This is a genomic window from Syntrophotalea acetylenivorans (assembly GCF_001887775.1).
Classification (GTDB): Bacteria; Desulfobacterota; Desulfuromonadia; order Desulfuromonadales; family Syntrophotaleaceae; genus Syntrophotalea_A; species Syntrophotalea_A acetylenivorans.
Genome location: NZ_CP015519.1, coordinates 1,536,893 through 1,550,931, shown reverse-complemented (window position 1 = coordinate 1,550,931; position 14,039 = coordinate 1,536,893). Strand labels below are relative to the sequence as shown.

Here is a 14,039-nt window from a genome sequence, read left to right as displayed (position 1 = left end):
TGATTACTGCCTCGCTGCCGAAAGATTTAGCTGCAAAGCCTTATAATCGGAAAGAAAGCTGAGGGTTTCATCCAGAATTTTCGTAGAGGACTTTTCCATGCGAGAGCTTTGAAATATAGTGAGCACCTGCTGGCCGGCTGCAGAGTTGTGCAGTCCGGTGATGGCTTCCTCAATAAGCTGCCTGTTTTTGCCCTGATAATCAGGGCTAAATATAAAAAACGACGGTATAAGCCTTGGTGACCTCGATATAATTTTAAGTTTTTTCTGCAGCTGGGGGTTCAATTGACAGGCCAAGTTGAAGGTGCCCAGGTTCATTATGACGGCATCGGCCTGGCGGAAAAACACTTTAAAAATCCCATCAGCGGCCTTGTCAACTGTGGTGATATCGATGTCCCGTTCTTGCATGGCCCCGTTTGCTGCACGCGTAAACTCGCTTTGAAGCCACTTTCGGGCCAGGACCATGTTATGGCTTTCATATGTGACCAGGTTAAGCCCTTCGAGGTCTTTCACCCCTTCGATTCCACTCTCGGTATGAACGAGCAGTATGTAGACGGTTCCAGCGCCATCTTCCCGAAGAGGGTAAAAGACTGTGTCGGGATCAATGCTTAGGACATCATAATCATCGGTGGCAAGATTGACGGCGTCCAGCCAGCCGTTCTTGAGTCCATTTTGAATTCCTTCCAGTCCATTTAGCATGGACACCTGAACATCGAGGTCAAGATCCCTTTCTTTAGCAACTGTGGATGCCCAGACCTTGTAGGAGGCGATGACTTCATTGTGGTTCAACTTTCGAAAAAGTCGTGAAGAAACACCGATGTGAAACGTGCGTTTGTTCAACTTCGCAAGATCTTGCCCCGGCGCTGCAGTCGCTGTCAGGCACAATAATATGGCATAGATAATGGTCTTCATGGCCTCGAATTGTCCTTCATCATTTGCGAGTGGGATGCAATAAGCTGTAGCGCCGAACTTAAGAAGGACTTGGGGTGTTCTTCGATCTTGTTGCCGTTGAATACCATGAGAACCTGTCGGCCAGCGGCTGTTCCATGGAGATTGCGAATACCATCAAGTAAAGCTTCCTTGTAGGGGGGGCATAATCGCTTCGAAAAGCGAAGACGGCCGGAACCACTGCCGAAGAAGAGGCTATCACCACAAGCTGCCGGCCGAGTTGGGGATTTAATTCAGTGATGGTATCAAAACCGCTGCGGCTGACTACGCACGCATCGACCTGACGGAAAAAGACTGGAAGCAGTACCTTGGAGAGGTTTGCTTTTTTGGTAATTCGTCCGGCAAACGATTCGCTGGGTTTCTGACCGTTCTCGATCAGCAGGCTGTCCAACCATAGGGGGGCAAGGCAGAGGCGTAAATTGTCGTGGAACTGTATGACGCGGCCCGCTAGATCGGCAAGGCTTTGAACGGGGCCGTCGCGGTGCGCCAGCAGGAGATATTCTTCACTTAGTTCATTGTCATGGACTGTGAAAAAGAGCGGGCCGAAAGTTGTCTTCCGCTGCAAAAGTTCGTATTCGAGGGTCGATACGGCCACCACATCCACCGCTTTGTTTTGCAGTGCGTTAAGCATCTCCTCCTCATCGTTGAATAACAGAGGCTCCGGCGCCGCAGCAATGCCGCGATCTCTGGCAACAGTCTGGCCCCAGACCTTTATTGCTGCTCTGGCATCGCTTTCATTGACTTCGGTGAACATTTGCCTGGTGAAGCCGATACGAAAGGGGACCACAGACGGTCCGGCCGCGTGGCCGGTGCTCTGAACCAACATCACCAGGAGCAAGGCGGCTAAGCCCGTGGGCCATAGACGCCATGTTGGGAGGGTGGGAGTTCCTCTTTTCATCTGTTCTGTCCCTTGAGTATTTGCATCGATCCGCCGGAAGCCTCAGGTAGTGACGGCGTCACTAATGCTCCAGCTTTTTCAATATTTCGGTCCCGACCAGCAAGTTCATTCGAGACTGGAGGGCAATGTGATCGTAGCGGGTTTTGTAGTGCTGGGCTGACATCAGAGCTTCCATCAACTGGGCGCGGATGACATCTTCGGTCTCTACCAGTTCGTGCTGGTAGGCCCGGGTGTTCAGGTCGCGACTTTCCTCTGCGGCGATCATGGCGTCTTGTGTTGCCTGATGGGATTTCTCTGCGGCATTCAAGGCGAGAAAAGTATCCCGGACTTGAAGGCCGATGCCCTCTTTGAGGAGGAATTGCTCCTCCTTGATTTTGGACACACGGGCCCGGGTTTCGGCCACCTTGTTTGAAGTCAGGAAGCCGCTGAAAATCGGAATTTCCATGCCTATGCCGATGGTCCAGCCTTCCTTGTTGCGGTCCGTTGCCATGCCGGCGTCGTAATCATTCCACCATTTGTGCAGTTCGCCGGTAATCGCCAGTTTGGGGTAATGGCCGCTTTCAGCTGTACGCACGGCCCCTTCCGCCGCCCGGATGCCGGCTTCGACTTTAGCCCAGTCAGGGTTAAACTGGTAGGCTTTGCTGACCATGCCGTCCAATAGGCCGGGGAACGGTGAGAAAGGCATCTCCCTCTCGGCAGGTATCACGCTAGCCTTCCATGACAAGCCCATGGTATTGGCTATGGCGGCTTGAGCCATCAATTCATTTTTTTCCAGCAAAGCCACCATGGACCGCAGCGATTCGACCATGACCTTATTGTCCAGCCAGTCCGTTTTTTTCACCCTGCCGCTGCCTTCTTTATACATTGTCTCTGTAAGGCTGAGAGTTGCCTCCATGCGAGCCAAGGTGTCTTTGCCGATCTGGTGGAGTTGGGTTGCCAGAACCGCTCCGTAATAATAGCGTTTGACGCTGTCGACAATTTCAAGGTCAGTGCGCCGCGAGTCCTGTTTCATCATATCGACAAGACCCTTGGCTTGTTCGCGATAGCCTTTGCGCATGCCTCCGTCATAAAGAAGCCAGGTTGCCTCGACGGCGGCCCGGTAGGATTCCTCATCCATCAGCTTGACATCCTGTTCTGAAACAGCAATGTCGTCGATTGGAAGAATCCCCCACCCAATGCTGGCGGAAGTGGGATCCCGCCCCCCGGGAGAGATATGCTCTTTTCAGGAAAGAGGAAGTTCGAAGACTCATCCATACGCTGATACCCGCCCTTGGCGGTGATCTGCGGCCAGTATCCGGCCAAAGCCTGGCGATGCTGAGCCTCGGCCATCTCTACAGCATAGCGGGAAGCCGGACGGCGATGATTGTTTTGCAGTGCGACCTGAATGCACGTTTCTAAAGAGACCGGTTCACGATAATCGGTATTAATCACTGGCAGAGGAGCGCTAATGGAGGTGGTTGAGAAGAATAAAAGGGCCCCCGCCACGATCCAGATCCTGGTGTAGACTGTGTCAAACATGGCCATGTCTCCAGTTCTTATCTGCTTCCCAAAACCCATCGGCTAACGCGGTAGCTTAAGTAAGGAAGCGATTTAATGGTTTTTAGCAAAAAAAAAGTCCATCTTCCGGCTGGAAAATGGACGCAACAATTTAGCAGTGAAGGTTCCTGAAAATCTAAAACCATCCCCTGTTTTTGTCACATTTTCTTCGGTAGCCAGGCGATCCGCATAGTGCGAACCCATAGCTTTGCGTCACCAGATTGCCCTGGTTTTGCTCTTGTCGGAAAAGTGATAGCACATTTTGTCTCATTAGCTAATATCCTGTGGGTATTTTATGTCAAGTAAAAGTCACATTATTTATGCCTAATGGCTGTCCTCCTCTATACGAGGAAAGTTGTTATCTCACCAAAAACGGCCAGCCAATAATACTGGCGGAGCCGCTTGCTTTTTTTCTTATATTGACCACTGACTGCTTCTCTGCGTTTCCTAAAAATCCGCCACTACTGAAAAGGAATGAACTGCAAGGCATGTTCAGTGATGGTTGTGATTTTCTAAATACAAATAATAGATCAACTTGCCCCCACCTCTCTCGCTTGTACTTGTACAGATGGTTTTATTGCATAAATGGTTAAGTAGCTGTACTATTGCCGCTATGGAAAAGAACAAACAACAACTCATGCAAAGAACGATGGAGCTACAGAAGGTTGCCCGCAAGTTGGCTCGCATCGAGGGTCTGCCGGTAGTGGTAGGCGAGGGTGTGGAAATCTCCACCCGGGAGGCACATACGATCCAGGCAATTGGGGAGCAGGGCCCCCTGTGCGTGAAAGATCTCGCCACCTGTTTTGGCGTGAGTAAAAGCGCTGCCTCCCAGATGGTTTCCAAACTGGCCCGCAAAGGATTCATCGTCAAGCAGCCTTCGGCGCACAGCAATAAGGAAATAGAATTGTCTCTCACTGCGATGGGTTGGCAGGCCTGTCGTGCCCATGAGCAATCCCATGGCAGAGATATGGCCCGGATTGTCGAGGCTATGGAAAAGCTTTCGCCGGGCGAAATGAAGACCCTGAAAAAACTTTTGGAAATCTTTAGTGAAATTGCGGATGAGCGCCTGAACAGCGAATAATTTTTTTTGGCAGAATAGTTAAGCGCCTTAACCAGGGAGTCGTCATGGAAAAAAAGCACAATAATGGGCACCAGCACCAGGGAAAATCCTCGGAACGCCTGGTGGAAAAAGAAAAGATCGTTGCTAGCCTTTCTATTCGTACTGGTCAAAAAGTATTGGATGCAGGGTGCGGCAATGGATACATGGCTGTAGAGTTCGCCAAGCAGGTAGGGATCTCAGGGAAGGTGTATGCCTTAGACCCGGACGCCAGTGCCATCGCCTGGTTGACGGAGGAAACCAGGGGAACCGTTATCGAACCCTTCGTTGGGGATGTCACCCAACAAACGAAGCTGCCTCCCAGCTCCATCGATCTGATCTACCTGTCAACGGTCCTTCATGGGTTCACTCCCGCACAAATGCAAGGGTTTGTTTTAGAGGCGAAGCGCTTGCTGAAGCCAGGAGGGACTCTCGCCCTCGTCGAGATAAAGAAGGAAGAGACTCCATTCGGACCACCGCAAAGCATGAGATTGTCAGCGGAAGAGTTAGAAAGCACCCTGGGCTTGAGTTCAATTAACCGGGTTGATGTTGGTCGGTATTTCTATCTGCAAATTTTCCAGCTGCCCTAATTTTCTTGCAATGCGGTAAAAGCCCACCAAGTTTTCCAGGGGTACTTTTGAGGTCTGGTGCATGGTGATAAAATTCGTGGGAAGGCAGCAGTTGTCTATAAAGTTGAAAGCAACTCAGTCGGTAACCTGATAGACTTGATCGGAATTTTCGGTCAACTTGAACCAATTGATAAGCAGCGGCTTTTATGTTCGCCATTCGCTGACTGTGTCCATGTTGGCGGGCCAGCTCAGGGTCACCTCAAGCGGTCAAGTTCTTTTCCAGGCTGCAATCAATAACGGATCGAAACCTACATCCCGGAATAGGAAAAAGATGAGCACAAAGTCCGAAAAGACAGAGGGATTGATCAACTGGCACCGGCTTGATACCGGGGAGGTGCTGGAGAAGTTACAGTCATCCGCCACAGGCCTGTCCTCTCAGGAAGCCCGTCAACGACTGGAACGTTTTGGCCCCAACCAGCTCATCGAAAAAAGCCGCAAATCGTTATGGATGATGTTTCTGGATCAGTTCAAGGATTTCATGATCCTGGTGCTGATCGCCGCTGCCATCGTGGCCGGAATCATCGGCGAACCGGCGGATTCCATCGCTATTGCCATCATTGTTCTGCTCAACGCCGTGCTTGGGTTTGTTCAGGAATACCGGGCTGAAAAAGCTATGGCCGCTCTGAAAAAACTGGCGGCTCCTTTTGCCACTGTTATTCGCAACGGCCGGTCCGAGTCGATCCCCGCGGAGCAGCTAGTCCCCGGTGATCTGGTTGTCCTGCAGGCCGGAAACGTGGTGCCGGCTGATATCCGGTTGACGGAAGTGGCCCAAATTCGGATTGAAGAAGCGGCGTTGACCGGTGAGTCCGTACCGGTGGAAAAAGACAGCATGGCGCTCGAGGAAGCGAACCTGTCCATCGGAGACCGGACAAACATGGCCTATAAAGGCACTCTGGTTACCTATGGTCGAGGTCGGGGTCTGGTGACGGGCACCGGAATGGATACGGAGCTCGGACGGATCGCTGCTCTTCTTCAGGAACAGGGTGAAGGACGAACACCGCTGCAGAAGCGGCTCACCTCTTTCGGGCAGAAGCTGGCCTACGCGGTTCTGGCCATCTGTGCCATCGTTTTCGTCGCCGGTCTTCTCCGGGGTGAGCCTCCGCTCTTGATGCTTCTTACGGCCATTTCCCTGGCGGTGGCGGCCATTCCTGAGGCTCTTCCCGCCGTAATTACCATCTCCCTGGCCCTGGGCGCTAAGAAGCTGATCAAGCAACGGGCTTTGATTCGCAAACTTCCGGCGGTCGAGACACTCGGCTCCGTTTCTTTCATTTGCTCCGACAAGACCGGGACTTTGACGTTGAACCGCATGACGGTGGAAAAGGTTTATGCGGATGGGCGCATGCAAAGGCCTGCCGAGTTGCCACTCAAGAAACAAACGGAAAGCACCCAGGGGTCGCCGGCTTTCGGAAGCCCCTTGGATCTTTTGTTGACCTCCTTGGCTCTATGCAACGACGTCCGGCTGAACGCCTCGGGAGACGTGATAGGCGATCCGACTGAAACGGCTCTGTTCGATCTGGCCCGGGGGAAGGGCTTGCATCGCGAGAGTCTGGATGAAAAACACCCCAGACTGAATGAAATTCCCTTTGACTCCGACCGAAAACTTATGACCACTTTTCATCCATGGGATGACGGCCGAATCGTTTCTTTTACCAAGGGGGCGGTAGAGGAAATGCTGGAACGATCCGACAAAGTTTTGTCCAGCCAGGGGTTGGAAGAAATTGATCGATCGAAAGTTCTGAAAATTGCCGAACAGATTGCCGGCGAAGGTCTGAGAACACTGGGATTCTCTATGCGGATCTGGGAGACGCTTCCCCATCCGCGGACTGCGGAACAAGCAGAATCAGGGATGATCCTGCTCGGGCTTGTCGGCATGATGGATCCCCCCCGGCCTGAGGCAGCGTCGTCGGTAGCCATGTGTCAATCCGCCGGCATCCAGCCGGTGATGATTACGGGGGACCACCCGCTGACGGCCGAAGTTATTGCCAGGCGGGTTGGGATCATTCGCGGGGAGAAGGATGCCGTTATGACCGGTCGGGAGCTCGCGCAGCTTCCGTTGGCAGAATTCGAATCCGCTGTGGAAAGGATCCGGGTCTACGCCCGGGTCGCCCCCGAGCAGAAGTTGAAAATTGTCAAGGCATTGCAGGATAAAGGGCATTTTGTGGCGATGACCGGCGACGGCGTCAACGACGCCCCGGCTTTAAAGCGGGCAGATATCGGTGTCGCCATGAGCATTACCGGCACCGATGTGTCCAAGGAAGCTTCCCACATGATTCTTCTGGACGACAACTTTGCGACCATCGTGAAAGCCGTCCAGGAAGGCCGGCGTATATTTGACAACATCCGCAAATTCATCAAATACACCATGACCAGCAATTCGGGCGAGATATTTACCATTTTTCTGGCCCCCTTCCTTGGTCTGCCCATCCCTCTGTTGCCGATCCACATCCTTTGGATCAACCTTGTGACCGACGGTGTGCCCGGTTTGGCCCTGGCTGCAGAGCCGGCGGAAAAAGATATCATGCAGCGCCCCCCCAGGCATCCGAAGGAAAGTATTTTCGCCAAAGGGCTCGGTGCCCATATCATCTGGGGCGGGCTGCTTATGGGGGCCGTTCCAATTATGACCCAGGCCTTTTACATTGACCGCAGTCAGGCTCACTGGCAAACCATGGTCTTCACTGTCCTGTGTCTGAGTCAAATGGGGCATGTGCTGGCCATTCGGTCTGAACGGGAATCGTTTTTCAAACAGGGAATGTTATCCAATAAACCACTTCTGGGGGCTGTCTTGCTGACCTTTGCCTTGCAGATGGCGACTATTTATGTGCCGTTTCTGAACCCCATCTTCAAGACCGAACCGCTTCCCGCCAAGGAATTGATCATCACGATCCTGCTTTCAACTGTGGTCTTCCTGGCGGTTGAGTTGGAAAAAGTAATTAAGAGATCGAAGACAAAAAAGTTCAGGGAGGATTGAATTACCTCCGGCTTTTAAAAAAGTCCCGAATATCCCCAAAGGTTGTATGGGAATATGGCAACCCGGCCCTCTGAAAAAGGTTTGTGGTTTAATCATGAAGGGGGGAATCGTTACTTGATCTTGATAAAACAATTGGATCTGGCTCCACATTTGGGACAAATCTTCGGTGGAGCGGGCCCTGTAACGATCAAGCCACAGACAGTGCATTGCCATTTTTGGTCAGAACGCATTTTCGTCTCCTTGTGTTGGCTGGATTTCGGTTTGTTTCCCCTTATATTTTCCATGTTTATGGATAAATTTCAAGCATTAGCAAAAGGGAAAATAGCAGACTCGCCCTCATGGTGAATAAATTTGAATGCTAATTGTTGCCCAAACCAGCCACCGATTCTTATGTCAAAACCATCCCCCTTTGTGGCCATGGAAACCGCCTGATAAATCTCTAGATAATTTAGGACCCCCCTGTGTCAGGGCATTTGTCGCCCCGAGCTCACCTTAGGCATCGGCCCTGTCTCATATGTTGTGTTGTTGATTTTGAAGGCCGCCCGAGGTCAGCATTCGTTCATTCTGACTGACCCTGACATATCAGAAAACCCCGCCTGGCGATCCAGACGGGGTTTCTGTGTTTTAGAGTTCGTGACTTGTAAGATTCTAGTTTTTCTACAGCTTCAACATCGAGGTTCATGCGCGGGCGGGTAGCCCGTCGCCTGCACCCTCTTGTTGGCACATTGTTTCCGTTTTGCCGCAAAAATTTTATCATGTTGACATATGGGTGTGAGCGAATCACGGTCCACCTTAAAAGGAGGTCCCCCCACGAAGTTGTCCATTAGATAATGCGGCGAGCCAGAAAAATATCCACCGGCTAGCCGGTGGATATTTACTAATAGGGCATTTTTTTACTTAAACTCTTTCGATGCTGCGTTCATAGAAGATGAGCGAAAAGTGATTTTTTTGATTGGCATCTTGTTTTTAAGAAGCTCGTAGAAAAGCTCGCAAAGATTCTCACAAGTAGAAACTTTTTTGGTCACAACTATTCTGTATTCCGGGTATGACCAAGCAAGTGCGTGGTCTATCTTTTTAAGAGGAACACAATTCTCTGGGTCGTTATTAATGCCTTCCTTTTTGTATACAGCAAGAACCGCGTCAAGAAGCGGGTCGCCTTCTTGAAACAATGTTGCGTGGTGGAAATGGTCACAAATTTCCCATGCTTTTTTGAAGCCATCTTTACAAGCGTGTGCAAATCCAGTTACCGGGTCTACGGTGTCTTCAAGTTCAATGGTTAAAAGACCTGAGTGGCCGTGAAGGTGTTTTGCTTCTCTCGGCCAGTTCATAAACCTATGTGCGTACTGGAAATCAAGGTTTACGATTGATGTGTACTTGTCGTCTGACATGATAAGCTCCTCTTTATGTTTTTGTTTAACAAACTGATGGTCTTGATCAAATTGGGCAAAAAGAGTTAAATTTCAGGCACGTTTTATTCCATGCAAACGTTCTTTCGTATTATTGCCAACCAGGTATTATACGACACCATGTCGTATAAAATTACCAGAACTTTAGTGTTGAATAATGTTTTTTGCAATACATCAAGATGGGTACTCTGTTGCTGCCAATATTGCCGGTGAAATGCGACATTATACACTTTTCCCATCGCATCTGTATCTTGTTTCCTTAAAATCCGTCAAATGGCTACAACATAAAGACACTATTCTTGAATTGTCCCTAGTTTTCTAGACACTTCCCACATGTGCGACGAAACGAAGGCAAAAGTGTTCAACACATTGCTCCAGATTTTTTCCAGAATTCAGACGAGGTTATAAATAAGTTTTTTATAACTTCTGCAATGTGAGAAAAGCCCGCCAAGTTGACCTGGCGGGCTTTTTGCGTCTGATAGGTGGTGAGTCCTAGGGCCTCTATTCAAGAAATTTCATAACCTTATTTTTCAAATCCTCTATATTGAATGGCTTGCCGATAAATTCGTCTGCACCTGCTTTCAAAGCTTCTAGTTTGTCCTGTTCCTGAACCTTGGCGGTCATAACAATGATGGAGCAATTAGCAGTCCTCGGATCGTTCTTTAGTGATCGAGCGACTTCATATCCATTAATTTCGCCGGGCAGCATAATGTCTAGAAGAACGACCTCCGGACGAGTTTCTTGGGCAAATTCGAGTGCTTTTTCTCCACTCTCCGCCATTAATATTTCGCGGTCTTCTGCCCTGAGGATCATCTCCAAAAGGTTCAGGATATCGACTTGATCTTCAACAATCAGAATTTGTTTCATTAAAATACCTTCTTTATGACTATTTACCATTTCCATAGTCCAGGGAAATGGTAAAATTGACCGTCGTTCCACGGTCTAATTCACTTTCCACCCAGATACTTCCGCCATGTGCCTCGACAATATTCCTGACAATGCTCATGCCCAGCCCAATGCCGGAGACAGCCGTATCGGAGGCATCGGCTCGGTAGAATTTGTCGAAGACCTTTTCCATCTGTTCCGGAGTCATCCCAATCCCCTGATCGGCCACGGAAATCTGATAACTCTTTTCAATAATAGCCCCTTTGATTTGAATCAGACTGTCGGCGGGTGAAAATTTGACCGCATTGCTAAGCAGATTTTCCAAGACCTGACCGATCTTTGCTTGATCAACATTCAGCAAGGTGTTTTCAGCAGCAAGGGTGACATCAAGACGGTGGTGGGAGGTCTGGGCCTTAAGGAAAGGCTCTATCTGTCGAAATATTTCTGTGACCGAGCAGAGCGACTTTTTTAGTGAAAGCGCCGCTCCGGATTCGATGCGGGCGATATCAAGCATGTCAGCTACCATATCACTCAAGAAGAAGGACCTTTCGTAAATGTAACGAAGAGACTGCTCCTGTTCCTCTTGAGATAATTGGTTGTTCGACAGCAATAATTCCGAAAATCCCTTAATCGCGGTTAGTGGCGTCCTGAATTCATGTGCTACCGTCTTGACAAACTCGCTTTTGATTCGATCATTCTCCCGCAAAGCTTCTTCGATCTTGTCCCGGCCATGGATGGCACGTGCTTGCTGCGCATTCTGATACGCTAATGTGGACATTTGCTTTGCCATAAGGAACAGGGCTTGGCATATTTGGCTGAATTTCTCCTGCGACATGACGTTGACTTCGGCCAGCGCTGCCCGAAACGCCTCCTCGTTCGCTCCAATTTCACGAGCATATGCCATCATCTTTTCATCATCCTGCTGTTCGTTCCGTACTTGTCCGATCAGCCAGTTGGCGATATGCTTGTCGCCCACCATGATGCTGGCCCCTCCGTCCCAAAGACCGCCACTTAAACAGGGCTGGATAATCGGGCCGTCAAGGGTGCCCCGTCCCAAGGCAGCATCCGAATGCATGCAGTTCGTCAGGCCCTTCTCGGTTTTGCGGATAATATCCCTGCAAAGACGGCAAAAGTTACTGGGTTTCGTGATGGGGCGGCCGTTGGTATCGGTGATAAGGGCGGCGACTCCCGTGGCTTTGGCGAAAGCATCTTGAATTTTTTGAATCTGATCCAGGTCGAACAGATCTTCAAAGGACAGTCCAACGGTATCGGCCTCAGGCCGAGTCAAGGAATCGAGTCGCCCCTGGATGATAGCCTCGGCCCGTTGGCGGTCGGTGATATCCAAGACCGTTCCCACCATGGACACAGGCTTGCCGTCCTGGTGGTAGGTTACCCGGCCCTGCTCATGAACATGGCGGATACTTCCGTCCGGTCGTACGATGCGATGATCAATAGTGTAGGGGGATCTTTCTTTTATCGCACGTTGTACCGCTTCATCGACGCACTCACGGTCCTCAGGATGGACGAAATCCAGAAAGGATTTGTAGGCAGGACTGAACGTTTGGGAATCGACACCGAAAATGCGATAGACTTCAGCAGACCAAAGGATTTCATCACTTAAAATATCCCAGTTCCAGCTTCCCAGGTGGGCTATCTTTTGGGCCTCTAAAAGATGGTTTTGACTATCACGCAGGTTATCTTCCAACGCCTTGCGGTCAGAGATATCCAGCAAGCTGCCAACAATTTCAAGCGGCTTCCCATCTTGATCTTTCAATAGCTTCAATTCGTCGCGCATCCAGCGGTACGTTCCGTCTTTATGCAGGAAGCGGTATTCGTGAACAGAATTTCCTGTCTGGTAAAGCTCGGGAAGATTTTCAAAGACCCTGACTCTGTCATCGGGATGAATTTTGCTGGGCCAGAACCCCGAATCCGCTATGAATTCTGAAGATTCGTACCCGAGTATTGTTCTAATATTTTCGCTGACGAATGTGGCCCTATAATTTCCATCTGGCCGACAGGTATAAGTAACTACAGGAGTCAATGCTAGAATACGCTGTAAGCGGGAGCTATCCATGTTCTGCATAGTAGAAAAATCCGGATTGTCGCCGGTGTTTTTAGAATGTTCTACAGTCATTAAAAAAATGAAACCCTTGATAAACGGACTGTAAAGGTCCGCATCATTCAGATTCAATCAAAAGGGACGAGAACTCAGTTGCCTGGTTCTCAAAATTCGGAACCCCTCTAAACTTTGTTTTTTATGTTGTTTTTCAAAAACTAACCAAGTCCCATTGTTTTGCAAGAGCACTAGGAGATGTTCTCTTAAATTCTGAAAATCCACACGAATCAGCAATAGAAAGCCCCGGTTAGATACCGGGGCTTTCTATTGCCTCTGAGGGAAAGTGGCGGAGAATAAGGACGGAGAAAAAGACCTATCCCAAATGAAGGCTGGCATTACGGGCACGATTGGAAACTATGGTCGAATCGATTATCTCGCCGCAACAAAAGCATTTCCAGGCGTCGAAGGCGCGAACAAAGTCATAGAGTTTTTCTGCATGCATTTTCCCTTTGCACTTGGGGCATTTCATTTGTTTAGTCCTCCATGGTTGCGATAATAATCATTGAAAGCGATGGTTTTAAGCACTTATTATCAAGTGTACTTTCATCATGTGTGCCAAAAGGAACTTCCAGTCTTTAAATAGTTTGTTTTGGAAATTTGTGTGTTTTATCAAGCTTTTAGGAAGAATAGAGGGGACGTAGAGAGGTGAAGCACGAAGCTCGTTTTTTACATGGCCGCCATTTTACTGACGGTTCGTTGTTGGAAAATTTGGGGTTCGTGTAAAGAGAATATCGGTTTTTAAAAATTAATGACTTCCTAAAGATATAAAAGTGTTCTATTTGTCGCCCGTTTAAAGTCTTGAATGCCATGGATGTATAGAGCTTCGCCATAAAAATGGCGCCACATGAGCGGGGTCGCCAAAAAAGTGACGACAGGCGGTGAGAAGCCGATCCTGTCGAGGCTTGGATTGTCCAATTTGTTGTGGTATTGAATCTCCTCGATTTCGAGGGACCGACTTTCCGTCACACCGATATGCCCTACAATATGAGGAAACCCCGTCTGGCGATCAGGACGGGGTTCTTTGCTTCAGAACTAGTGACGTATCAGGGGTGATTAGCATAGCCTAAAAAATTAAAGGACCAAGCTTGGCCCATCAATGATGCAATAGGATTCTTTCCGTCAAAGTGGATCCTGGCAAACGTTCAATCGGGTGGAATAATCTCTTCTTGTTGATCAAGCCACTTGGAGATCTCATCAAAATCATAGGGCTTTTGAAAGATTTTGCAGCCAAGCTTCTCGGCTTGAGCTAATTCATCAGTAGTAAAAGCACCTGAAAGCACAGCCTTCATTTCAATGGGCACCTTGCATGCACCATTATTTTGACGTGCAATCAGCATTAAACCATCTATGCCAGGCATTCGGTTGTCTGTTAGAAAAAAGTGGCCACAAGGTTCCTCTTTAGAGCACATCGATTGCGAACCCTTATGAAGTTCGCAGTAAATCCCTGAATCAAAACAAGTCACTTCATAACCGTTTTTCCGTAAAAATGAAGAGAGACTATATCTACAATAATCATCATCATCGACAACAACAGCTTTTTTCTTCATGAAACCTCCAGCA

13 protein-coding genes and 1 riboswitch are annotated in these 14,039 nt (G+C 49.2%); of the genes, 3 read left to right on the top strand and 10 right to left on the bottom strand.

Annotated features, from left to right (window positions below; translation table 11 throughout):
* Positions 1–3 precede the first annotated feature (3 nt).
* The 4 genes from A7E78_RS07045 to A7E78_RS15525 all read right to left on the bottom strand — a co-directional run bounded on the left by A7E78_RS07045 (position 4) and on the right by A7E78_RS15525 (position 3,361).
* A complete protein-coding gene (locus A7E78_RS07045) occupies positions 4–909 on the bottom strand; it encodes a PhnD/SsuA/transferrin family substrate-binding protein (RefSeq protein ID WP_072283560.1) in 906 nt (301 codons plus the stop codon).
* Positions 910–967: 58 nt separating this feature from the next.
* Positions 968–1,699, bottom strand: coding sequence for a phosphate/phosphite/phosphonate ABC transporter substrate-binding protein (locus A7E78_RS07040; protein ID WP_158516083.1), 732 nt, complete (start codon positions 1,697–1,699; stop codon positions 968–970).
* Positions 1,700–1,904: 205 nt separating this feature from the next.
* Positions 1,905–2,960, bottom strand: a complete 1,056-nt coding sequence (locus tag A7E78_RS15530) for a TolC family protein (RefSeq protein WP_072283558.1) — start codon at positions 2,958–2,960, stop codon at positions 1,905–1,907.
* Positions 2,960–3,361 carry a TolC family protein gene (locus A7E78_RS15525; protein ID WP_072283557.1) on the bottom strand — a complete coding sequence of 134 codons (402 nt, stop codon included), beginning with the start codon at positions 3,359–3,361 and terminating at the stop codon, positions 2,960–2,962. Before A7E78_RS15525 ends, A7E78_RS15530 begins: the two co-directional genes overlap by 1 nt.
* A 186-nt stretch (positions 3,362–3,547) precedes the next feature.
* Positions 3,548–3,626: riboswitch (cyclic di-GMP riboswitch) on the bottom strand.
* Positions 3,627–3,956: 330 nt separating this feature from the next.
* On the opposite strand from A7E78_RS15525, the gene A7E78_RS07025 reads away from it, so the two are divergent.
* The 3 genes from A7E78_RS07025 to A7E78_RS07015 all read left to right on the top strand — a co-directional run bounded on the left by A7E78_RS07025 (position 3,957) and on the right by A7E78_RS07015 (position 8,072).
* Positions 3,957–4,460, top strand: a complete 504-nt coding sequence (locus A7E78_RS07025) for a MarR family winged helix-turn-helix transcriptional regulator (RefSeq protein ID WP_235606818.1) — start codon at positions 3,957–3,959, stop codon at positions 4,458–4,460.
* A 44-nt stretch (positions 4,461–4,504) separates the two neighbouring features.
* Complete coding sequence (locus A7E78_RS07020) at positions 4,505–5,065, top strand: class I SAM-dependent methyltransferase (protein WP_072283555.1); 561 nt, start codon at positions 4,505–4,507, stop codon at positions 5,063–5,065.
* Between the two features lie 310 nt (positions 5,066–5,375).
* Complete coding sequence (locus A7E78_RS07015) at positions 5,376–8,072, top strand: cation-translocating P-type ATPase (protein ID WP_072283554.1); 2,697 nt, start codon at positions 5,376–5,378, stop codon at positions 8,070–8,072.
* Between the two features lie 110 nt (positions 8,073–8,182).
* On the opposite strand, the gene A7E78_RS15625 is transcribed toward A7E78_RS07015, so the two are convergent.
* The 6 genes from A7E78_RS15625 to A7E78_RS06990 form a co-directional block, all read right to left on the bottom strand.
* Positions 8,183–8,302: a rubredoxin-like domain-containing protein gene (locus tag A7E78_RS15625; RefSeq protein WP_072283553.1), complete on the bottom strand. Its 120-nt coding sequence runs from the start codon at positions 8,300–8,302 to the stop codon at positions 8,183–8,185.
* Positions 8,303–8,965: 663 nt separating this feature from the next.
* Positions 8,966–9,460: a 6-carboxytetrahydropterin synthase gene (locus A7E78_RS07005; protein WP_072283552.1), complete on the bottom strand. Its 495-nt coding sequence runs from the start codon at positions 9,458–9,460 to the stop codon at positions 8,966–8,968.
* 519 nt (positions 9,461–9,979) lie between these two features.
* A complete protein-coding gene (locus A7E78_RS07000) occupies positions 9,980–10,345 on the bottom strand; it encodes a response regulator (protein WP_072283551.1) in 366 nt (121 codons plus the stop codon).
* 19 nt (positions 10,346–10,364) lie between these two features.
* Positions 10,365–12,554, bottom strand: coding sequence for a PocR ligand-binding domain-containing protein (locus A7E78_RS06995; RefSeq protein ID WP_072283550.1), 2,190 nt, complete (start codon positions 12,552–12,554; stop codon positions 10,365–10,367).
* 238 nt (positions 12,555–12,792) lie between these two features.
* On the bottom strand, positions 12,793–12,948 hold the full coding sequence (locus A7E78_RS15180; RefSeq protein WP_201258048.1) for a hypothetical protein: 156 nt from the start codon (positions 12,946–12,948) through the stop codon (positions 12,793–12,795).
* A gap of 673 nt (positions 12,949–13,621) precedes the next feature.
* The gene (locus A7E78_RS06990) at positions 13,622–14,026 is read right to left on the bottom strand and encodes a response regulator (protein WP_072283549.1); all 405 of its coding nucleotides are present in this window, start codon (positions 14,024–14,026) and stop codon (positions 13,622–13,624) included.
* Positions 14,027–14,039 lie beyond the last annotated feature (13 nt).